Origin of the sequence: Aminobacter sp. MDW-2, assembly GCF_014250155.1 — a bacterium.
GTDB lineage: Bacteria > Pseudomonadota > Alphaproteobacteria > Rhizobiales > Rhizobiaceae > Aminobacter > Aminobacter ciceronei.
Map to the genome: position 1 here is coordinate 3,005,169 of NZ_CP060197.1, position 21,284 is coordinate 3,026,452.

17 protein-coding genes are annotated in these 21,284 nt (G+C 64.2%); 16 read left to right on the plus strand and 1 reads right to left on the minus strand.

Translation table 11 applies throughout. The annotated features are described in order from the left end of the window. The first annotated feature begins 1 nt into the window (after position 1). The 16 genes from murD to H5P29_RS14740 all read left to right on the plus strand — a co-directional run bounded on the left by murD (position 2) and on the right by H5P29_RS14740 (position 19,350). Positions 2-1,402 (plus strand): UDP-N-acetylmuramoyl-L-alanine--D-glutamate ligase, encoded by a 1,401-nt coding sequence (gene murD, locus H5P29_RS14665; protein ID WP_154386686.1) that lies wholly within the window; start codon positions 2-4, stop codon positions 1,400-1,402. Then, positions 1,402-2,556 (plus strand): putative lipid II flippase FtsW, encoded by a 1,155-nt coding sequence (gene ftsW, locus H5P29_RS14670; protein ID WP_067960389.1) that lies wholly within the window; start codon positions 1,402-1,404, stop codon positions 2,554-2,556. Before murD ends, ftsW begins: the two co-directional genes overlap by 1 nt. A gap of 1 nt (position 2,557) precedes the next feature. Then, on the plus strand, positions 2,558-3,685 hold the full coding sequence (gene murG / locus H5P29_RS14675; protein WP_067960393.1) for an undecaprenyldiphospho-muramoylpentapeptide beta-N-acetylglucosaminyltransferase: 1,128 nt from the start codon (positions 2,558-2,560) through the stop codon (positions 3,683-3,685). Then, a complete protein-coding gene (gene murC / locus H5P29_RS14680) occupies positions 3,682-5,088 on the plus strand; it encodes a UDP-N-acetylmuramate--L-alanine ligase (RefSeq protein ID WP_067960396.1) in 1,407 nt (468 codons plus the stop codon). Before murG ends, murC begins: the two co-directional genes overlap by 4 nt. Beyond that, complete coding sequence (gene murB, locus H5P29_RS14685; protein ID WP_067960398.1) at positions 5,085-6,050, plus strand: UDP-N-acetylmuramate dehydrogenase; 966 nt, start codon at positions 5,085-5,087, stop codon at positions 6,048-6,050. The genes murC and murB overlap by 4 nt, the downstream gene beginning before the upstream one ends. A 347-nt stretch (positions 6,051-6,397) precedes the next feature. Then, a complete protein-coding gene (locus H5P29_RS14690) occupies positions 6,398-7,324 on the plus strand; it encodes a D-alanine--D-alanine ligase (protein WP_067960401.1) in 927 nt (308 codons plus the stop codon). Next, entirely contained in the window at positions 7,312-8,253 is a 942-nt protein-coding gene (locus tag H5P29_RS14695; RefSeq protein ID WP_067960405.1) for a cell division protein FtsQ/DivIB, read from the plus strand. Before H5P29_RS14690 ends, H5P29_RS14695 begins: the two co-directional genes overlap by 13 nt. After that, a complete protein-coding gene (gene ftsA, locus H5P29_RS14700; RefSeq protein WP_067960407.1) occupies positions 8,250-9,560 on the plus strand; it encodes a cell division protein FtsA in 1,311 nt (436 codons plus the stop codon). Before H5P29_RS14695 ends, ftsA begins: the two co-directional genes overlap by 4 nt. Positions 9,561-9,630: 70 nt before the next feature. Further along, positions 9,631-11,319 carry a cell division protein FtsZ gene (gene ftsZ / locus H5P29_RS14705; RefSeq protein ID WP_067960410.1) on the plus strand — a complete coding sequence of 563 codons (1,689 nt, stop codon included), beginning with the start codon at positions 9,631-9,633 and terminating at the stop codon, positions 11,317-11,319. Positions 11,320-11,595: 276 nt separating this feature from the next. Next, positions 11,596-12,531 carry a UDP-3-O-acyl-N-acetylglucosamine deacetylase gene (gene lpxC, locus H5P29_RS14710; RefSeq protein WP_067960413.1) on the plus strand — a complete coding sequence of 312 codons (936 nt, stop codon included), beginning with the start codon at positions 11,596-11,598 and terminating at the stop codon, positions 12,529-12,531. A 182-nt stretch (positions 12,532-12,713) separates the two neighbouring features. Further along, complete coding sequence (locus tag H5P29_RS14715) at positions 12,714-13,583, plus strand: outer membrane protein assembly factor BamD (RefSeq protein ID WP_067960420.1); 870 nt, start codon at positions 12,714-12,716, stop codon at positions 13,581-13,583. A 10-nt stretch (positions 13,584-13,593) separates the two neighbouring features. Continuing rightward, complete coding sequence (gene recN / locus H5P29_RS14720) at positions 13,594-15,270, plus strand: DNA repair protein RecN (RefSeq protein ID WP_067960423.1); 1,677 nt, start codon at positions 13,594-13,596, stop codon at positions 15,268-15,270. Between the two features lie 130 nt (positions 15,271-15,400). Then, positions 15,401-17,557, plus strand: coding sequence for an NAD-dependent DNA ligase LigA (ligA, locus tag H5P29_RS14725; protein ID WP_154386683.1), 2,157 nt, complete (start codon positions 15,401-15,403; stop codon positions 17,555-17,557). An 8-nt stretch (positions 17,558-17,565) separates the two neighbouring features. Beyond that, on the plus strand, positions 17,566-18,174 hold the full coding sequence (locus H5P29_RS14730; protein ID WP_154386708.1) for a 3'-5' exonuclease: 609 nt from the start codon (positions 17,566-17,568) through the stop codon (positions 18,172-18,174). Between the two features lie 154 nt (positions 18,175-18,328). Beyond that, a complete protein-coding gene (locus tag H5P29_RS14735; protein ID WP_246340994.1) occupies positions 18,329-19,057 on the plus strand; it encodes an AzlC family ABC transporter permease in 729 nt (242 codons plus the stop codon). Then, positions 19,054-19,350 (plus strand): AzlD family protein, encoded by a 297-nt coding sequence (locus H5P29_RS14740; protein ID WP_154386681.1) that lies wholly within the window; start codon positions 19,054-19,056, stop codon positions 19,348-19,350. Before H5P29_RS14735 ends, H5P29_RS14740 begins: the two co-directional genes overlap by 4 nt. A 48-nt stretch (positions 19,351-19,398) precedes the next feature. Here the strand turns inward: H5P29_RS14740 and H5P29_RS14745 are convergent, their stop codons facing one another. After that, complete coding sequence (locus H5P29_RS14745) at positions 19,399-21,228, minus strand: aminopeptidase P family protein (RefSeq protein WP_154386680.1); 1,830 nt, start codon at positions 21,226-21,228, stop codon at positions 19,399-19,401. Positions 21,229-21,284 lie beyond the last annotated feature (56 nt).

The following is a 21,284-nucleotide window of genomic DNA, read 5'->3' on the forward strand; positions in this document are numbered from 1 at the left end:
CATGATCCCCGCGACGTCATTTCAGGGAAAGCGAGTGGCGCTCTTCGGCCTCGGCGGCTCCGGGATCGCGACAGCGCGCGCGCTCGCGGAGGGTGGGGCCGACGTGCTTGCCTGGGACGACAATCCCGAAAGCGTGGCGCGGGCCGCTGCCGAGGGCATTTCGACCGGCGACCTGCGCGGCGCCGACTGGGCCGGCGTCGCGTCCTTCGTGCTGTCGCCGGGCGTGCCGCTGACGCACCCCAAACCGCACTGGACCGTGGAATTGGCGCGTGGCGCCGGCGTCGAGATCATCGGCGACATCGAACTTTTCGCGCGCGAACGCCTGGCGACGGCGCCGACCGCGCCCTTCATCGCCATCACCGGCACCAACGGCAAGTCGACGACGACGGCGCTGACAGCGCACATCCTGCAGTCGGCCGGTCGTGATACGCAGATGGGCGGCAATATCGGTCGCGCCGTGATGACGCTGGATGCGCCGCGGCCTGACCGCCACTACGTCGTCGAGTGCTCGTCCTACCAGATCGACCTCGCGCCATCGATCAACCCGACTGCCGGTGTCCTGCTCAACCTGACGCCCGACCATCTCGACCGCCACGGCACCATGCAGCACTACGCGTCGATCAAGGAGCGCCTGGTCGCCGGCAGCGACACCGCCATCATCGGCGTCGACGACATCTACTGCGCCCAGATCGCCGACAGGCTCGAACGCGCCGGCAAGGAAGTCGTGCGTATTTCGAAGCGTCTTCCTTTGACCGACGGCTATTTCGCCGACGGCAGCGACCTGATGGAAGCAATCGACGGCCGCTACAGCCGCATCGCCTTCCTCGAAGGCATCGGTTCGCTGCGCGGCCAACACAACGCCCAGAATGCGCTCGCAGCTGTAGCTGCCTGTCTCAAGGTCGGGCTCGACCTCGGCGAGATCCAGGCCGGTCTCGAAAGCTTCCCCGGCCTTGCCCACCGCATGGAGCAGGTTGGCCGCAAGGGGCATGTGTTGTTCGTCAACGATTCCAAGGCGACCAACGCTGATGCCGCGGCACCCGCTCTGTCGAGCTTCCCGCGCATCTACTGGATTGCCGGCGGCTTGCCCAAGGAGGGAGGCATCGAGCCGCTGCGCAGCCTGTTCCCGCGCATCGCCAAGGCCTATCTGATTGGCGAAGCGGCTCCGGCGTTTTCCGCGACGCTTGGCGAAGCGGTGCCCTATGAAATCTCGGGCACGTTGGCGGCAGCCGTCGAGCACGCGGCCGAGGATGCCGCCAGGGACGATACGAGCGAGGCCGTGGTGCTGCTGTCGCCAGCCTGCGCCAGCTTCGATCAGTTCAAGAATTTCGAAATTCGCGGCGAAGCCTTCAGGCAAGCTGTGAATGCTATTGATGGCGTCAGCGCTATCGGAGGGGCAAGATAATGGCCAGCCGTCTCGACAGAAGTCCCGTCGCCTTGTGGTGGTGGACGGTCGATCGATGGTTCCTCGCGGCATTCCTGTCGCTGATGGGACTGGGCATCGTGCTTTCATTCGCCGCAAGCCCGGCGGTTGCCGAGCGCATCGGCCTGGACGGGTTCCACTTCGCCACCCGCCAGATCATCTTCACCATCCCCGCCTTGGCGGTGATGATCGCGGTGTCGTTCCTCGACACCAGGCAGATCAGGCGCATGGCGCTGGTGATGCTCTGCATCATGCTGGTGATGATGGTGGCCGTGCTGTTCATCGGCGTCGAGGTCAAGGGCGCCAGGCGCTGGCTGTCGCTGGCCGGTGTCTCGATCCAGCCCTCCGAGTTTCTCAAGCCGGCCTTCGTGGTCATCTGCGCCTGGCTGTTCGCCGAGCACGAGCGCCAGCCCGACATCCCCGGCAACCTGTTTGCCATGATCCTGCTCGGCCTCGTCGTGGCATTGCTTGTGGCGCAGCCAGACCTTGGCCAGACCATGCTGGTGCTGGGCACCTGGGGCGTGATGTTCTTCATGGCCGGCATGTCATGGTTCTGGATCATCGCGCTTGGATGCGTGGGCGCCGGCGGCCTGTTTGCCGCCTATACGATTTTCCCGCACGTCGCCGGACGTATCGACCGCTTCATGACCGGCGAGGGCGACACCTTCCAGGTCGACATGGGCCGCGACGCCATTATCAATGGCGGCTGGTTCGGCGTCGGACCGGGCGAGGGCACCGTCAAGCGGGTCATCCCCGACAGCCACGCCGACTTCGTCTTCTCCGTCGCCGGCGAGGAGTTCGGCATCATCCTGTGCCTGATCATCATGGCGATCTTTGCCTTCATCGTGCTGCGCGGCCTGCGCACCGCGCTCAGGGAGCATGATGACTTCACCCGCTATGCTGTTGCCGGCCTCGTCGTCGTTTTCGGCTTCCAGTCGGTCATCAACATGGGTGTGAACCTGCAACTGATGCCGGCCAAGGGCATGACGCTGCCCTTCATCTCTTATGGCGGCTCGTCGCTGATCGCGATCGCCATGTCGATGGGCATGGTGCTGTCCTTGACCCGCAAGAAGCCGGAAAAACTCAGGCCGGGTGGTTTCTCCGCCATGCCGCGCCATGTGGTTGCGGCCCAATAACATGGCCAAGGGAACTGTCATGCTTGCCGCCGGCGGGACCGGCGGCCATCTCTTTCCGGCCGAGGCGCTGGCACATGAACTGACCGCGCGCGGCTGGCAGGTGCATCTCGCCACCGACGACCGCGCCGAACGTTTCGCCGGCAAGTTTCCGGCTGCGGCCATTCATCCGATTTCATCGTCGACCATCGGCTCGAAGAACCCGATTGCGCTCTTGCGCGCCTTCTGGAGCATCTGGCGCGGCGTGCGCCAGGCCTCGAAGGTCATTGCCCAGATCAAGCCCTCCGTCGTCATCGGCTTCGGCGGTTATCCGACTCTGCCGCCGCTCTATGCCGCGACGCGGCGTTCCGTGCCGTCGATGGTGCATGAGCAGAACGCCGTGATGGGGCGCGCCAATAAGGCGCTTGCAGCCAGGGTCGATGCGGTCGCCGGCGGCTTCCTGCCCGAGAATGCCGGCGCCAATAGCGCCAAGGTCGTCGTGACAGGCAATCCGGTGCGCCCGGCTGTCATCGAGGCGGCGAAGACGCCTTACATTGCGTCGACCGGCGCGGATGCCTTCAATCTGCTGGTCTTCGGCGGCAGCCAGGGCGCGCAGTTCTTTTCCGACGCGGTTCCTGGTGCAATCGCGCTATTGAGCGAAGCGCAGCGCAAGCGCCTGTGTGTTACCCAGCAGGCACGCGTCGAGGATGCCGACAAGGTCAAGGCGGCCTATGCCAAGCTCGGCATCGCCGCCGACGTGTCGCCGTTCTTCGGCGACATGGCGCAGCGCATGGCGGCAGCGCATCTGGTGATCTCGCGCTCGGGTGCCTCGACGGTTTCCGAGATTGCGGTCATCGGCCGCCCGGCATTTCTGGTGCCTTATCCCTACGCGCTCGACCACGACCAGGCGGCGAACGCCGCGCGACTGGCTGCAGCCGGCGGCGGCGAAGTGCACCCGCAGGCAACGCTTTCGCCTGAGCGCATTGCCGAGCTGATCGGGGGTGCGATGGAGGATCCGGCGCGCATGGTGACGATGGCGGCTGCCGCCAAGTCAGTTGGCAAAGCGGACGCCACACGGTTGCTCGCCGACCTCGCAGAGGCTATTGCGTCCAAAACGCCCGTTTCGGAATTCAAGAAGGGAGTGCGGTCATGAAGATGCCGCAGACCATCGGCCTCGTGCATTTCATCGGCATCGGCGGCATCGGCATGAGCGGCATCGCCGAGGTGCTGCACAATCTCGGCTACAAGGTGCAAGGCTCCGACCAGTCCGAGAGCGCCAACGTCCAGCGCCTGCGCGACAAGGGCATCGAGTGCTTCGTCGGTCACAAGGCCGAGAACCTTGGCGACGCCGAGGTGATCGTCGTTTCGACCGCGATCAAGAAGACCAATCCCGAACTGCAGGCGGCACGCGAGAAGCTTCTGCCCGTCGTACGCCGCGCCGAAATGCTGGCCGAGCTGATGCGCTTCCGCAACGCGGTCGCCATCGGCGGCACCCACGGCAAGACCACGACGACCTCGATGGTGGCGACGCTGCTCGATGCAGGCGGGCTCGACCCGACCGTCATCAATGGCGGCATCATCAATGCCTATGGCACCAACGCCCGCATGGGCGAAGGCGAGTGGATGGTGGTCGAGGCCGACGAGAGCGACGGCACCTTCCTCAAGCTTCCGGCCGACGTCGCCGTCGTCACCAACATCGACCCCGAGCATCTCGACCACTACGGCACCTTCGACAAGGTGCGCGAAGCGTTCCGCCAGTTCGTCGAGAATGTGCCGTTCTACGGTTTTGGGGTGATGTGCACCGACCATCCCGAGGTGCAGGCGCTGGTCAGCCACATCGAGGATCGCCGCGTCATCACCTATGGCGAGAATGCCCAGGCCGACGTGCGTTTCACCAATCACCACATGGAAGGTGCCGTTTCGGTCTTCGACGTTGTCATCCGCAACCGCAAGTCGGCGACTTCGACCACCATCGAGGGCCTGCGCCTGCCGATGCCGGGCCGCCACAACGTCTCGAACGCCACAGCTGCCATCGCGGTTGCCACCGAACTCGGCCTTTCTGCCGAAGCGGTGAAGCGCGGGCTGTCGTCGTTCGGCGGCGTCAAGCGCCGCTTTACCCATACCGGCACCTGGAATGGCGTCGAGGTGTTCGACGACTACGGCCACCACCCGGTCGAGATCAAGGCCGTGCTGCGCGCGGCGCGCGAAGCCACCGCCGGCCGCGTCATCGCCATTGCCCAGCCGCACCGCTTCACCCGCCTGCGCGACCTGTTCGACGATTTCTCGGCCTGCTTCAACGACGCCGATACCGTCATGATCGCGCCCGTCTATACGGCCGGCGAGGATCCGATCGACGGCGTCAACTCGGAAGCCCTGACGTCCCGCATCCGTGCCGGCGGCCATCGCGACGCGCGTTACATCGATGGCCCGGCTGCCGTGGCGCCGGTCGTGCGCGAACTGGCCATGCCGGGCGACTTTGTCGTCTATCTCGGCGCCGGCAACATCACACAATGGGCCTACGCCCTGCCGGGCGAGCTCGCCGGGGGCGGATCGTGATCGGAGGCGAGGCGCTCATAGCCAAACTCGGCGACCGGCTAACCGGCCTGCGCGGACGCCTCACGCCCAGCGCCGAGATGGAGAAGATCACCTGGTTCCGTGCCGGAGGCCTTGCCCAGGCGCTGTTCCAGCCGGCGGACGAAGAGGATCTGGCTGCCTTCCTGAAGGCTGTGCCGGAAGAAATCCCTGTCATGGTCGTCGGCATCGGCTCCAACCTACTGGTGCGCGAGGGTGGCATTCCTGGCTTCGTGGTTCGGCTGTCGGCCAAGGGGTTCGGCGAGGCCGAGGCAATTTCGGCGACCGGCATAAAGGCTGGTGCTGCGACGCCCGACAAGCGCGTGGCAGCCCTTGCGCATGACAACGGCATCGGCGGCTTTCATTTCTACCACGGCATTCCCGGCGCCATCGGCGGCGCCTTGCGGATGAATGCGGGCGCCAATGGCGTCGAGACGCGCGAACGCGTCGTCGAGGTCCGCGCGCTCGACCGCAAGGGCGACCTGCATCTGCTGTCGAATGCCGACATGGGCTACAGCTACCGTCAATCGGCTGCCGCAGCCGACCTGATCTTCACCTCGGCGACCTTCGAGGGTTATACGGAGGACAAGGACGCCATCAAAGCGGCGATGGATGCGGTCCAGCACCATCGCGAGACGGTGCAGCCGATCCGCGAGAAGACGGGCGGCTCGACCTTCAAGAATCCCGAGGGAACCTCGGCCTGGAAGGAAATCGACAACGCCGGCTGCCGCGGACTGATGATCGGCGGCGCACAGATGTCGCCGCTGCATTGCAATTTCATGATCAACACCGGCAACGCCAGCGGCTATGATCTCGAGTATCTTGGCGAGACGGTGCGCAGCCGCGTGCTCGAGAATTCGGGCATCCGCCTGCAGTGGGAAATCAAGCGTCTCGGCAACTTCAAGCCCGGCCACGAAGTGCAGGAATTCTTGGGGCAATTGCTCTAGGCGGCGCGCTCCGCCGGAGCAGCAGGAGCCTGTGAAGGCCATCCGAAATGACGATCTTCGAAAGGCCTCGGCGCATCCTCGCCGGGGCCTTTTTGCGACCCGAATTCCGCCTTTTCCTCTGGTCATCCTGCAGGTCAACGGAAGTCGCATTGGTCATGAAATTGCAACGAATTCCAATCGGCTCTTGCCACGGAATCAAGTCTCTGATTCTCTGACCTAAAGCGTTTCCTGATTTGAGTCGCGTGACGCGTAGCCCGCGTTTCCAGCCGGAGGTCCAACTTCCGGGTGCTCTTTTTTGATCTTTGGAAACAAGGCGTTGTGTCTGAGTCGAGAGGGGATCTCAGGGGATGAAGTCAAAGCACGTCGCTGTCCTGATGGGCGGGTTTTCGTCCGAGCGGCCTGTGTCCCTGTCGTCTGGCAATGCCTGTGCCGAAGCGCTCGAGCAGGTCGGTTATCAGGTCACGCGAGTGGACGTCGATCGCGATGTCGGCGCAGTGCTTTCGACGCTCAAGCCGGATGTCGCATTCAACGCCCTGCATGGCCCCTTCGGCGAAGACGGCACCATCCAGGGCATCCTCGAATATCTCGGCATTCCCTACACCCATTCCGGCGTGCTGGCCTCGGCACTGGCGATGAACAAGGAGCAGTCGAAGAAGGTGGCCAAAGCTGCCGGCATTCCGATTGCCGAATCCAGGGTTCTCGACCGTTTTGCCATCGGCAACCAACACCCGATGAAACCGCCTTACGTGGTCAAGCCGGTGTCCGAAGGGTCGAGCTTCGGTGTCGTCATCGTCAAGGAAGACCAGTCGCATCCGCCGCAGGTCATCTCCTCATCCGAGTGGCGCTACGGCGACACGGTGATGGTCGAGCGTTACGTCCATGGTCGTGAGTTGACCTGTGCCGTTATGGGTGATGTTGCGCTTGGCGTCTGCGAGATCGTTCCGACCGGTCACGCCTTCTACGATTATGATTCAAAATATGTCGCCGGCGGATCAAAGCACGAATGCCCCGCGAAAGTTTCACCGAATATTTACCAAAAAATACAAACACTGGCGCTCAAGGCTCACCAAGCGATCGGGTGCCGGGGCGTCTCCCGGTCTGACTTCCGGTACGACGACCGCCATTCCGAAAATGGAGAGGTCGTCTGGCTGGAGGTCAACACTCAACCCGGCATGACGCCGACGTCGCTGGTGCCTGAGATTGCAGCCCAAGCCGGGCATTCGTTTGGTGAGTTGTTGAGTTGGATGGTGGAGGACGCTTCGTGTTTGCGTTGAGGTCGGGACAGAACAGAAGGATGGGTGGCTCGGCGCCGCGCGTCTTCGGGCTGCCCTTGTCCGCGGAGCATTTCGTGCTGCCGCGGCTGCTGCGCAAGCCGGTTCGCATGCTGTCGCGCTTCGGGCGTGGGGAGTTCACTCCTCCGCCCTATGCTGCGTCGATGCTGACGGCTGCGTTCCTTGCCGCAAGCTCGCTTTATGGCGCCTATCTCGGGGGTCACTTCCCGGCGATGGTCCAGGGCGTGACCGCTCGCAGCGGCTTTGCCGTCGACCAGATCAAGGTCTCGGGCAATCGCGAAACCTCCGAAATCGACATTCTCGACAAGCTCGAGCTTGATGGCTGGACTTCGCTCGTCGGCTTCAATCCGGAAGAGGCGCGCGAGCGTATCGTCAGCTTGCCCTGGGTGCGCGATGCCGCTGTTCGCAAGGTCTATCCCGATACGATCGAGGTTCGCATCGACGAGCGCGACGCTTTTGCGATCTGGCAGCACGGAAACCAGCTCAGCGTCGTCGAGAAGGACGGCAAGATCATCGCTCCTTATGCTGGCGGGCGCCAGGCCACGCTGCCGCTGGTCGTCGGCTTTGGTGCCGCCGACCGTGCCGCCGACTTCGTCGCCAGGGTTCAGGCGTTCCCCGCGCTTGGTTCGCGGGTAAAAGGCTACATTCGCGTCGGCGAACGGCGCTGGGATCTGCGTCTCGACAACGGCATCACCGTCAAGCTGCCCGAGAATCAGGTCGATGCAGCGCTTGCCGATCTTGCCGATCTCGACCGCGAGAACGCGCTGCTGACCCGTGACATCGCGGCCGTCGACATGCGTTTCAGTGACCGGCTGGTCGTGCAGTTGACGCCGGAAGCTGTCGAGCGGCGCGCCGATCTGCTGAAAAACAAGCCGAAAGCCCTCAAGGCGAAGGCGGAGAAGAGAATATGAGCTGGCTGGGCGGTCAAAAGGATCCGGTTTCGCGTCGCTCGGGCATCCTTACGGTGCTTGATGTCGGTTCGAACAAGGTCTGTTGCGTGGTCGCCAAGCTGAAGCCGGCCGAAGGCAGTCAGCTGCTCAAGGGACGTACCCACCAGGCCCAGGTCATCGGCATCGGCCACCAGAAGTCGCAGGGCGTGAAGTCGGGCGTGGTCGTCGATCTCGACCGCGCCGAACATGCCATCCGTCTCGCCGTCGACGCCGCCGAGCGCATGGCAGGCCTTACCGCCGACTCACTGATCGTCAATCTGTCCGCCGGCCGCATCAAGAGCGAGGCGTTTTCGGCAACCATCAATCTCGGCGGCCATGAGGTCGACGAAACCGACGTCCAGCGCGTGCTCGCCGCCGGTGCCAAGCAGGCGCTGAAGGCAGAGCGCGACGTCATCCACTCGCTGCCTGTCGCCTTCTCGCTCGACGCCGAGCGCGGCGTGCGCGATCCGCGCCGCATGGTCGGCGACACGCTTGGCGTCGACATGCATGTGCTGACCGGCGATTCGGCGCCGATGCGCAATCTCGAGCTCTGCATCAACCGCTCGCACCTGTCGGTTGAGCATATGGTGGCTACGCCTTACGCCAGTGGCCTTGCGGCACTCGTCGACGACGAACTCGAAATGGGTGCTGCCTGCATCGACATGGGCGGTGGCACGACCACGCTTTCGGTCTTTGCGGAAGGGCGCTTCGTCCATGCCGACGCCATTCCTGTGGGCGGCAATCACGTCACCATGGATATGGCCAAGGGCCTGTCGACGCGTCTCGACGATGCCGAGCGGCTCAAGGTCATGCATGGATCGGCGCTGCCCGGCACCACCGACGACCGCGACATGATCAGCATCCAGCCGATCGGCGTCGACGACAGCGAAGTTCCGCTGCAGATACCGCGTTCTGTCATGACGCGCATCATCCGCGCCCGCATTGACGAGACGCTGGAACTGCTGCGCGACCGGCTCAACAAGTCGGGTTACGGCAATGCCGTCGGTAAACGCGTCGTCCTCACCGGCGGTGCCAGTCAGCTCGTCGGCCTGCCCGAGGCAGCGCGACGCATTCTCGGCCGCAATGTGCGCATCGGCCGCCCACTCGGCGTGGCAGGTCTGCCGGAGGCGGCCAAGGGGCCGGCTTTCGCGACCGCCGTCGGGCTTCTCATCTACCCGCAGATGGCCGGCATCGAGAGCCAGTCTGCGAAAGGGATTTCCCGTTACAGGGCAACGGGAACTGGCGGAAAACTGCATCGCATGAGTCAGTGGTTGAGAGACAGTTTTTAGGAATTGACGGGGGCAGCCCCATTACCGGCCGCACGGCGAAGCGGTTCGAAAGGCAAAAAGGACGAGGACTATGACGATCAATCTGCAGAAGCCGGACATCACCGAGCTCAAGCCCCGCATCACCGTGTTCGGTGTCGGCGGTGGCGGCGGCAACGCTGTCAACAACATGATCACCGCTGGCCTGCGCGGCGTCGAGTTCGTCGTGGCCAACACCGATGCGCAGGCACTCACCATGTCGAAGGCCGAGCGTCTCATCCAGCTCGGCGCGCATGTCACCGAGGGCCTGGGCGCGGGTTCGCAGCCGGAAGTCGGTCGCGCCGCCGCTGAAGAGTGCATCGACGAGATCATCGACCACCTGTCGAACACGCATATGTGCTTCGTCACCGCCGGCATGGGCGGCGGCACCGGCACCGGTGCTGCTCCGGTCGTCGCCCGCGCCGCTCGCGAAAAGGGTATCCTGACCGTCGGCGTCGTCACCAAGCCGTTCCACTTCGAAGGCCAGCGCCGCATGAAGACGGCTGATTACGGCATCGAAGAGCTGCAGAAGTGCGTCGACACGCTGATCGTCATCCCGAACCAGAACCTGTTCCGTCTGGCCAATGACAAGACGACCTTCGCGGACGCCTTCGCCATGGCCGATCAGGTGCTGTATTCGGGCGTTGCCTGCATCACCGACCTGATGGTCAAGGAAGGCCTGATCAACCTCGACTTCGCCGACGTCCGTTCGGTGATGCGCGAAATGGGCAAGGCGATGATGGGCACCGGCGAAGCTTCGGGCGAGGGCCGTGCGATGGCCGCCGCCGAAGCAGCAATCGCCAACCCGCTGCTCGACGAAACCTCGATGAAGGGCGCCAAGGGCCTGCTCATCTCGATCACCGGCGGCCGCGACCTGACCCTGTTCGAAGTCGACGAAGCTGCCACCCGAATCCGTGAGGAAGTGGATCAGGACGCCAACATCATCCTGGGCGCCACTTTCGACGAAGACCTCGAAGGCGTCATCCGCGTGTCGGTCGTCGCCACCGGCATCGACAAGTCGGCTGCCGACATGGCTGCTGCACCGCTGACCATCCGTCAGGCGCCGAAGCCGGCACAGCGTCAGGTCGAGGCACCGCGTCCTGTCGTGCAGGCTGCTCCTGTCGAACAGCCGCGCATGGAAGTGCGCACCAACGATCCGGTTGCCGAGGCCATCCGCCTTGCCGAAGCCAATGCCGCCGCGATGGCGCAGCCGCGGCCAGCCGCTCCGGCTGACGACTTCCGTCCGCAGAGCAAGCTGTTTGCCGCTCCGCCGGCCCAGCCGCAGGTCCAGCAGTATCAGCCGCAGCAGTTCCAGCAGCCCGCACCGCAGCCGGTTGCCCAGCCGCAGATGGCACCGCAGCGCGAGATGATGCAGCCGGCCCAGGTTCAGCCGCGCATGCCGCGCGTCGAGGACTTTCCGCCGATGGTCAAGGCCGAGGTCGAAGCCAAGGCTCAGCCGGCCGAGCAGCATGAGGATCGTGGTCCGATGGGCCTGCTCAAGCGCCTGACCAGCGGCCTGACCCGCCGTGAGGAAGAACCGGCACGCCTGCAGCCCGCGCAGCCGCGCGAGCCCAAGCTGCGCCAGCCGGCGCCCGAGCAGCGCCGCATGACCAGCCAGGAATCGCAGATGTACGCGCCGCGCCGCGGACAGCTCGACGAACATGGCCGCCTGGCACCGCAGGCACGGACTCAGGAGGACGATCAGCTGGAGATTCCAGCGTTCCTTCGCCGGCAAGCCAACTGATCTGTGAACGGCCGGTAACACTGTTTGAAAGGCGGGCGTCTCGACGCCCGCCTTTTGCTCTGAAAAGATAAGTTAAAACATGAGCTTGGCGGGGCGAGTCGAAGCGTCCCCGCAGTTACACAGAGTAAGAAACCGTGATTTGGAGTCTCTCACCCGGAAGACTATCTTCGCGCCGATTAAGGTCGCTGACGGGTATTGTGGGGATGAGGTCCCGTCTGGCGAGCATAAGAGCCGTGCGCCGTGGTGTGGCGAAGCGGACGTGGTGAGTACGGGCATATGGGGATCGACTTGCAGGACTATCAGACAACACTCAAATCGCGTGTCACCCTGTCGGGCGTTGGCGTTCACAGCGGCAAGCCGGTAGCCATCCATTTCGCGCCGGCAGACGCGGATACGGGCGTGGTGTTTCAGGTTGCTGACCGAGAATTTCGCGCAATTGTGTCAGAAGTGGGTGCGACCGATCTTTGCACCTTGCTCGGCGATCCCGCCGGCCAGCACGTTGCCACGATCGAACACCTGATGGCCGCTCTGTTCGGCCTCGGTATCGATAATCTGCTGATCGAAGTCGAAGGCGCTGAAATCCCGATCATGGACGGCAGTGCCGCGCAGTTCGTCGAGGCCATCGACCTGGCCGGCATCGAAGTGCAGTGCGTCAAGCGCCGCTACATCCGCGTTCTCAAGCCGGTACGAATCGAAAGCGGCGCCTCCTGGGCCGAGTTCCGTCCCCATGGCGGCACGCGATTCGAGGTCGAGATCGATTTCGAGAGCCCAGCGATCGGGCGCCAGTCCTTTGCTTCCGATATCAACGACGACATATTCCGCCGCGAGATCTCGCGCGCCCGCACCTTTGGTTTCATGAAGGACGTCGAGCGCCTGTGGGCAGCCGGCTATGCGCTTGGTTCGTCGCTCGAGAATTCAGTGGTCATCGGCGACGACAACCACATCATCAACATGGAAGGCCTGCGCTTCTCCAACGAGTTCGTGCGCCACAAGACGCTTGACGCGATGGGCGACCTGGCACTCGCCGGCGCGCGCTTCATCGGCTGCTTCCGTTCCTATCGCGGTGGCCACCGGCTGAACGCCGCTGCGCTGCGCCGCCTGCTTTCTGACAGGTCGGCTTTCGAAGTCGTCGAGACGTCGCGCCGCGAGCGCGGCCGCTCGGCCGAACTTATCGCTGTCAGTGCCGCAGTCCACGCGCCCTGGACCCTCTGACGGCCGGCAATCGCCTGGAGGTGGTGTGACCTTGTTGCACCACTTGGCCGGCGAAATGGCATGCGTCATTGCGTGCCACAAAATTGCGCGATTGGCGGCTGATAGCGTTGCCCGGCAAAGCCAGTTGTGATCTATGGCCATTGCCTAAAAGCGAAACAGCGCCAAAGGGGCGGAACTCTGTGATGTCATTGATACGAGCCGATCGATCGAAATTGCGCGTGAAGCCTCTGGTTGTGGCGCTTTCGCTCATCGCTCCGACGCTTGCACTGTCCGGCTGCATGTCCGGCGAAGCCGATGTTGATCTCGCGACCTATGTCGAGCAGACCGAACCGGCCGATGTGCTCTACAATCAGGGCCTCGCCAACCTCAATGCCGGCCGCCTCAAGGAGGCCAGCCGCAAGTTCGAGGCTGTCGACCGTCAGCATCCCTATTCGGAGTTTGCCCGTAAATCGATGGTGATGGGCGCTTTCGCCAGCTATCGCCAGGGCTCCTATGAAGAGGCCATCAACTCGGCCAAGCGCTATCTCGCGCTCTATCCCTCGACCGACGACGCGGCCTACGCCCAGTACATCATCGGCCTCAGCTATTTCCGCCAGATTCGCGACGTGACGCAGGATCAGAAGGAAGCTCGCCGCACCATCGAGGCGATGACCGAGGTGGTTCAGCGCTGGCCGGCTTCCGAATATGTCGACGACGCCAACGCCAAGATCCGCTTCGCCCGCGACCAGCTCGCCGGCAAGGAAATGCAGATCGGCCGCTATTATCTCGAGCGTCGCGAATTCATCGCTTCGGCAAAGCGCTTCCGCAATGTTGTCGAGAACTATTCGAACACACGCCACATCGAAGAAGCGCTCGCGCGCCTCGTCGAAACCTACTACGCGATGGGCCTGACCTCGGAAGCCCAGACGGCGGCGGCCGTGCTCGGCCAGAACTATCCTGACAGCCAGTGGTACAAGGATTCGTACAAGCTGCTGCAGACCAATGGCCTCGAGCCTCGGGAAAATGCCGGCTCCTGGATTTCCAAGGCCGGGAAGATGTTCTCCGGCGCCTGACCAGAAATAGATGCTCTCGCGCCTGTCGATCCGCGATATTGTCCTGATCGAACGGCTGGACATCGATTTCACGCCTGGCCTGTCGGTGCTGACCGGTGAGACCGGCGCGGGCAAATCCATCCTTCTCGACGCATTGTCGCTCGCGCTCGGCGCGCGCGGCGATGCATCGCTGGTCCGCCACGGTGCCACGCAAGGGCAGGTGAGTGCGGTCTTCGACGTGCCGCGCAACCATCCGGCGCGTACGCTGCTTGCCGACAATGCCATCGACGACGATGGCGACATCATCCTGAAACGCGTCCAGACCGCCGACGGGCGCACGCGCGTCTTCGTCAACGACCAGCCGTCCAGCGTCACGCTGATGCGCGACATCGGCCGCGCGCTTGTCGAAATCCACGGCCAGCACGACGATCGCGCGCTTGTCGACGCCGGGGCGCATCGCGATGTGCTCGATTCCTTTGGCGGTCATGTCGGCGAAGCCAAGGCCACCGCCGACGCGTGGAAGTTGTGGCGCGGTGCCGAGCAGGAGCTGTCACGCCATCGCGCCCGCGTCGATGCCGCCGCGCGCGAGGCTGAATATCTGCGTGCCTCGGTGACCGAACTCACCAAGCTCGATCCCCAGCCGGGGGAGGAGAGCGAACTCGCCGAGCTGCGTGCCGCAATGATGCGCGTCGAAAAGATCGCCTCCGAAATCCAGGATGCACAGGACGTGCTGTCGGGCTCGTCGTCGCCGCTGCCGCAGCTTGCCAGCCTGTTGCGCCGCCTGCAGCGCAAGGCGGCCGAGGTGCCGGGCCTGCTCGATGAGGTGGTGAAATCGCTCGACGAGGCGATGATCTCGCTTGATGCGGCGCAATCCGGCGTCGATGCCGCCCTTCGCGCCACCGAATATGACCCGCAGCGGCTGGAAAAGGCTGAGGAGCGGCTGTTTGCCCTGCGCGCGGCTGCACGCAAGCACAATGTTGCCGTCGACGACCTAGCCAGGCTGCGCGACACGATGGTTGCCGACCTCGCCGACCTCGATGCCGGCGAGGAGCGGCTGCAGGTGCTGGAAACGCAGGCGAGGACCAGCCGCGATGCCTATGATCGCATCGCTGCCAATCTGTCGGAGCTCCGCAAGACTGTGGCCGAGAGCCTGCGCAAGACCGTCATGGCCGAATTGCCCGAACTCAAGCTCGAACGCGCCGAATTCATCGTCGAGATGTCGAGCGAAGCCGACAATCGCATGCAGGAAGGTATCGATCAGGTCGAGTTCTGGGTGCGCACCAATCCCGGCACCCGACCGGGCCCGATGATGAAGGTCGCCTCGGGTGGCGAGTTGTCGCGTTTTCTCCTCGCGTTGAAGGTGGCGCTTGCCGACCGTGGTTCGGCACCCACACTGGTGTTCGACGAGATCGATACCGGCGTGGGTGGCGCGGTTGCCGACGCCATCGGCCAGCGGCTGGCACGGCTGTCCCGCCGGGTGCAGGTGCTGTCAGTGACGCATGCGCCGCAGGTCGCGGCCCGCGCGGCGACGCATTTCCTGATCTCCAAGAAGGGCAACACCGACAAGGTGGCGACCGGTATCCACGAGATGGACCGTACCGCGCGCCAGGAGGAAATCGCGCGCATGCTGTCTGGCGCCTCGATCACCGAGGAAGCGCGCGCCGCCGCCGAGCGCCTGCTGCGCGAGAACACGGCCGTCCTTTCCTGACCACGCGATTGCGGCTCCCATGTCAGGAGCCTTCGCGATGCTGCTGATTTGACGTGGAATTCGGTCCGGGCGGCTCCCGCTCGACAGCGTCCTGATCTATGGTGGCCGCGTTTTCAGCCGGAGCCGTACCATGTCCGACAAGCCAGTCGATTCGCTGAGCGAGACTGAAGCCGCGGCGGAGCTTGCGCGGCTGGCCGAAGAAATTGCCGGCCACGACCTGCGTTATCATGCCGAGGACGCGCCGACGATTTCGGACGCGGATTACGATGCGCTGCGCCGCCGCAACCTCGCCATCGAGCAGCGTTTTCCGCAACTGGTGCGTGAGGACTCGCCGTCCAAGTCGGTGGGCGCTGCCGTCTCCGAAAAATTCGGCAAGGTCACCCATGTCGTGCCGATGCTGTCGCTGGACAACGCCTTTGCCGACGAGGACGTCAGCGAGTTCGTCGGCCGCATCAGGCGCTTCCTCAGGCTGTCCGCCGACGAGCCGGTGGTAATCACCGCCGAGCCCAAGATCGACGGCCTGTCGCTGTCGATCCGCTACGAGAACGGCCGGCTGGTGACGGCGGCGACGCGCGGCGACGGCCAGGTCGGCGAAAACGTCACGGCGAACGCCCGCACCATCGCCGACATTCCGAACGTGCTGAAGGGCGACTTTCCCGAGGTGCTGGAAGTGCGCGGCGAGGTCTATATGAGCCACGCCGACTTTGCCGAACTCAACCGGCGCAATGCTGAAGCTGGCAAGCAGATTTTCGCCAATCCGCGCAATGCGGCCGCCGGTTCGCTGCGCCAGCTCGACACGTCTATCACTGCCAGCCGTCCGCTGCGCTTTTTCGCCTATGCCTGGGGCGAGGTCAGCGACATGCCGGCCGACACCCAGATGGGCATGGTCGAGGCTTTTAAGACCTACGGCTTCAAGACCAATCCGCTGATGAAGGTGTTCGACAGCGTCGACGGCCTGCTGTCGCAGTACCGGATGATCGAGGCCAATCGCGCCGGGCTCGGCTACGACATCGACGGCGTCGTCTACAAGGTCGACCGGCTCGACCTGCAGCAGCGGCTCGGCTTCGTCTCGCGTTCGCCGCGCTGGGCCATCGCGCACAAGTTCCCGGCTGAAAAGGCGACGACGACACTGCTCGGCATCGACATCCAGGTCGGCCGCACCGGCTCGCTGACGCCGGTGGCGCGGCTGCAGCCGGTGACGGTGGGCGGTGTGGTGGTCACCAACGCCACGCTGCACAATGAGGACTACATCAAGGGCCTCGGCAACAGCGGCGCGGCCATTCGCGACGAGGATCATGACATCCGCGTCGGCGACACCGTCATCGTACAGCGGGCAGGTGACGTCATTCCGCAGATCCTCGACGTCGTCCTGGAGAAGCGCCCGGCAGGAGCGCAGCCCTATCTGTTCCCGACGCGCTGCCCGGCCTGTGACAGCCATGCTGTCCGCGAGGAGGGTGAGGTGGTGCGCCGCTGCACCGGCGGCCTGATCTGTCCGGCACAGGCTGTGGAGCGCCTTCGCCATTTCGTCTCGCGCAATGCCTTTGACATCGAGGGCCTGGGCGAGAAGCAGATCGAGTTCTTCTTCCAGTCGCAGGACCCGGCATTGCATGTCGGCTCGCCGGCGGACATCTTCACGCTGAAGCGGCGACAAGAAGGATCGCTCACCAAGCTCGAGAACATCGATGGCTTCGGCGCGACATCGACTCGCAAGTTGTTTGCGGCCATCGACGACCGCCGCCAGGTCGAGTTCTCGCGCTTCCTGTTTGCGCTCGGCATCCGCCACATCGGCGAAACCAATGCCAAGCGCCTGGCGCGCCACTACATCAATTTCGAGACCTTCCGCGCCGCTGGTGTTGCTGCCGTGATGCCTGAGGGCAAGGGTGACAAGGGCAATGCCGCCTGGCAGGAGCTGACCGGCGTCAACGGCATCGGCGCCATCGTCGCCGAGGCGGTGGTCGAGTTCTTCGCAGAGGAGCACAACAGGCAGGTGCTCGATGCGCTGCTTGCCGAAGTGACGCCGCTTGACGAGGAGCGTATCGGCGACGTGTCGTCACCCGTTTCGGGCAAGACGGTGGTGTTCACCGGCTCGCTCGAAAAGATGTCGCGCGACGAGGCCAAGGCGATGGCCGAGAAGCTTGGCGCCAAGGTGGCGGGCTCGGTGTCCAAGAAGACCGACCTCGTTGTGGCGGGCCCAGGTGCTGGCTCGAAGCTCAAGGCGGCGACCGATCTGGGTATCGAGGTGATCACAGAGGACCAGTGGTTCGAACGCGTCGGGCAGGCGGGCTGACAGACGTCATGCGAGCACTTGCCATCGACTTCGAAACTGCCAATGAGCAGCGGAGCAGCCCGTGCTCCATTGGCCTTGCCTGGATCGAGGACGGCGCGGTCATCCGTATCGAGGAGCGACTGATCCGCCCCCGGGACATGCGGTTCTCGCGCTTCAACATTGCCGTTCACGGCATACGGCCCGAACATGTCGAGGACGCAGCCGAGTTTCCCGAGGTGATGGAGGAGTTCGAGGACGATCTCTCAGACACGCTTGTGATCGCCCACAACGCGTCCTTCGACATGAGTGTGCTCAGGGCGAGCTATCAGCTGTATGGCACTGTCAGTCCTGACATCGACTACATCTGCACGCTCAAGATGGCGAAGAAGGTGTGGCAGGAGCTAACCTCGCACCGGCTCAACGAGGTGTCGCGCCATATCGATTTCTCCTTCAGGCACCATAATGCTGCAGAGGACGCGCATGCCTGCGGCGAGGTGGCGCTGGCAGCCGCGCGCAAGCTGAACGTCTCGGCGCTGCGCGACCTGCCGATCAAGCTCGACATGACGATGGGCCGGCTTCATGCCGGCGGTAATGTGCCGTGCTCGGTGAAGCGGCCGCCGAAGGCCAAGAAGCGCTGATCGTTGGCTCAACCGAATTGATGTGACACGCCAAGCCGGCTGACTTATTCAGACCCCCGCGCAAGCTATGGAGCCTTGGCCGAGCTCGTTCGGCCTGTATCGTGCATTCCAACGCTCAAAATTCGATCTGGGGCCGATGCGCCACGGAGGCCTAATGTCTGATCGTCGCGGTGAATTCTTGCAGGGCATGCGATTGAGCGTGCCGGTGGTGGTCGCGTCGGCGCCCTTTGCCATCCTGTTCGGGGCGTTGGCCGTCGACAACGGCTTCTCCGTCGTCGAGGCGACACTGATGAGCGCCTCGATCTATGGCGGCGCCAGCCAGCTGGTCGGCATCGAGTTGTTCGGCCAGCATGTCGCGCCGTGGCTGGTGGTGCTATCGATCTTCGCCGTCAACTTCCGCCACGTTCTCTATTCGGCTGCCGTTGGCAAGCACATCGACCATTGGCCGTTCCTGAAGCAGGCCATCGGCTATTTCTTCCTGGTCGATCCGCAATATGCCGAGGCCGAGCGCAAGGGCGAGAATGGCGAGCAGGTGACCTTTGCCTGGTACATGGGCATGGCGCTGCCGATCTATGTCTTCTGGGTCGCCGAAAGCGCGCTCGGCGCGCTGTTCGGGCGGCTGATTCCCAACCCCCATGCCATCGGGCTCGACTTCCTGCTGCCGATCTATTTTCTCGGTTTGGTGATGAGCTTCCGCAAGCGCCCGCGCTGGCTGCCGATCGTCGTTGCCAGCGCCGTTGCCTCGATGATCGCCTACAAGACCGTAGGCTCACCCTGGCATGTTTCCATTGGGGCGCTGGCCGGCGTGCTGTTTGCGGCGGCGATGCCGGTCAGGTCCGACGAGAGCCTGACGAGTGAAGAAACGGCGGAGGTGGTGTCATGAGCACGACGCTTTGGATCATCATTGCCGGCGCTGTCGCCACCTATCTGACCCGTATCGGCGGCCATCTCGTCATTTCGCGTTTCGAGCGCATCCATCCGCGCGTCGAGGCGGGCCTGAACGCGGTGCCGGCTGCGGTTCTGACGACGCTCGTGGCACCCGCGGCACTCTCGGCCGGTCCGGCTGAGCTGGCAGCGCTTGCCGTGGCAGCCGTTGTTGGACTGCGTGGTGGCCTGATGACGATGTTTCTGACAGGCGCTGCCGTGTTGATTGCCATGCGGCATTTCATCGGCTGAACGAAAACCGGCCGCATGAAGCGGCCGGTCGTTTTCATTACACGCTGATCAGGCGATCTGCGCCGTCGCCTTTTCCAGCCACGCCAGCGTTTCGCCGTCGAGCATCGGTCCGATCTCGGCCAGCACGCGGGCATGGTAGGCATTGAGCCAATCCAGCTCTTCGCGGGTCAGCAGGTCGGCGCGCAGCAGGCGCTGGTCGAAAGGCGCCAGCGTCAACGTCTCGAAGCCGTGCATGGCGATGTCGCCGCCGGGCAGCTCGGCGGTTGGCGTCACCAGGATCAGATTTTCCAGCCTGATGCCGTAATGGCCTTCCTTGTAGTAGCCGGGCTCGTTGGACAGGATCATGCCGGCGAGCAGCTTTTCCATGCCGGTCTTGGCGATGCGCTGCGGGCCTTCATGAACAGCGAGATAGGACCCGACGCCGTGGCCAGTGCCGTGGGCGTAGTCGAGGCCGTTCTTCCACAGTGCGATGCGGGCGAGCGCGTCGATGTCGGCGCCACGCGTGCCTGAGGGAAACCGCGCCAGCGAGATCGCGATCATGCCCTTGAGCACCAGGGTAAAACGCTCGCGCATCTCCTCGCTCGGCTTGCCGACCGGCATGGTGCGAGTGATGTCGGTGGTGCCGTCCTGATATTGCGCGCCCGAATCGAGCAGGAACAGTTCACCCTCGGCCAGCACCCGGCTCGTCGCTTTCGAGACGCGGTAATGCATGATCGCGCCATTGGCGCCGGCACCCGAGATGGTGTCGAACGAGACGTCGCGGAGCGGCATCTGCGTTTCCTCGCCGGTCTGGCGGCGGCATTCCTCCAGCTTGGTCACGACGGCGATCTCGTCGAGGCTGCCGGGATTCTGCCGGTCGAGCCAGCACAAAAGCTTGGCGACAGCAGCGCCGTCACGGCGGTGGGCAGCGCGCGAACCGGCGATCTCCTGGGCATTCTTGGTGGCGCGGGGCAGGCGGGCCGGGTCGGGCGCTTGCACCACCGTGCCGCCATTGTCCTCGATCAGGGCGCGCAGCCTGTCGGCGGCAAGCACCGGGTCGAGCGCGATCTTCGCGCCAGATTTGGCAAGGGCCGCGACCGCGTCGTCGAGCTTGCTCGGTGCCTTGATGTCGGCAAGCTGGGTGAGATAGGCCTCCTCGGTGCGGCCAAGTTTGCGCTTGTCCATGAACACGGCATGGCTGCCGTCGGCGGAGAGGATGGCGAAGCCAAGGGCAAGCGGCGTGTGGGGTACGTCGCCACCACGGATGTTGAACGCCCAGGCGAGCGACGACGGGTCGGTCAGGATCACATGGGTGGCGCCGTCGTTCTCGATCGCTGCGGCGAGCCGTTTCAACTTGTCCTTGGCCAGTTCGCCGGCAAAGGCCTCCGGATGGATCTCGACCGGGGCCAGCGGTGCGTCGGGCTGATCTTCCCAGATCGCGTCGATGGGGTTGCGGGCGAGGGGGACAAGCACGGCGCCGACCTTTTCGGTTGCCGTTGTCAGCGCCTTGACCTCGCCCATGGTGTGCAGCCACGGGTCGATGCCAAGCCTTGCGCCCTTGGGCAGGCTTTCCTTGATCCACACCGATGGCGGGTTGTCGATCAGGCTTTCGACGGTGAAGATGTCGAGATCGACCTCGTCGCGCACCTGCAGCGTGTAGCGCCCGTCGACGAAGATGTAGGCGCTGCGGGCGAGCACGATCGCCACGCCGGCCGAGCCGCTGAAGCCGGTCAGCCACCGCAGGCGATTCGAACGTGGCGGGACATACTCGCCCTGGTGCTCGTCGGCGCGGGGCACGACGAAGCCGTCGAGCCCGTGTTCCTTGAGCCATTGCCGGAGCAACGCCACGCGCGGCTTGCCGACGGTGGGATCGCCGGCTGAATCAAAGGACTGGAACATGGTGGTTTCCCGAGAGCTGGATGTCGGGCGAACCTATCCGCGCCGGCCGTTGCTGG

Bases quoted from the DNA above. Each gene is read 5' to 3' on its own strand.
- H5P29_RS14735 (WP_246340994.1), top strand. From the start codon at position 18,329: ATGTCTGATCGTCGCGGTGAATTCTTGCAGGGCATGCGATTGAGCGTG.
- H5P29_RS14690 (WP_067960401.1), top strand. From the start codon at position 6,398: ATGAAGTCAAAGCACGTCGCTGTCCTGATGGGCGGGTTTTCGTCCGAG.
- H5P29_RS14745 (WP_154386680.1), bottom strand. From the start codon at position 21,228: ATGTTCCAGTCCTTTGATTCAGCCGGCGATCCCACCGTCGGCAAGCCG.
- ftsZ (WP_067960410.1), top strand. From the start codon at position 9,631: ATGACGATCAATCTGCAGAAGCCGGACATCACCGAGCTCAAGCCCCGC.
- murC (WP_067960396.1), top strand. From the start codon at position 3,682: ATGAAGATGCCGCAGACCATCGGCCTCGTGCATTTCATCGGCATCGGC.
- H5P29_RS14715 (WP_067960420.1), top strand. From the start codon at position 12,714: ATGTCATTGATACGAGCCGATCGATCGAAATTGCGCGTGAAGCCTCTG.
- H5P29_RS14740 (WP_154386681.1), top strand. From the start codon at position 19,054: ATGAGCACGACGCTTTGGATCATCATTGCCGGCGCTGTCGCCACCTAT.
- recN (WP_067960423.1), top strand. From the start codon at position 13,594: ATGCTCTCGCGCCTGTCGATCCGCGATATTGTCCTGATCGAACGGCTG.
- ligA (WP_154386683.1), top strand. From the start codon at position 15,401: ATGTCCGACAAGCCAGTCGATTCGCTGAGCGAGACTGAAGCCGCGGCG.
- ftsW (WP_067960389.1), top strand. From the start codon at position 1,402: ATGGCCAGCCGTCTCGACAGAAGTCCCGTCGCCTTGTGGTGGTGGACG.
- lpxC (WP_067960413.1), top strand. From the start codon at position 11,596: ATGGGGATCGACTTGCAGGACTATCAGACAACACTCAAATCGCGTGTC.
- murG (WP_067960393.1), top strand. From the start codon at position 2,558: ATGGCCAAGGGAACTGTCATGCTTGCCGCCGGCGGGACCGGCGGCCAT.
- H5P29_RS14730 (WP_154386708.1), top strand. From the start codon at position 17,566: ATGCGAGCACTTGCCATCGACTTCGAAACTGCCAATGAGCAGCGGAGC.
- ftsA (WP_067960407.1), top strand. From the start codon at position 8,250: ATGAGCTGGCTGGGCGGTCAAAAGGATCCGGTTTCGCGTCGCTCGGGC.
- murD (WP_154386686.1), top strand. From the start codon at position 2: ATGATCCCCGCGACGTCATTTCAGGGAAAGCGAGTGGCGCTCTTCGGC.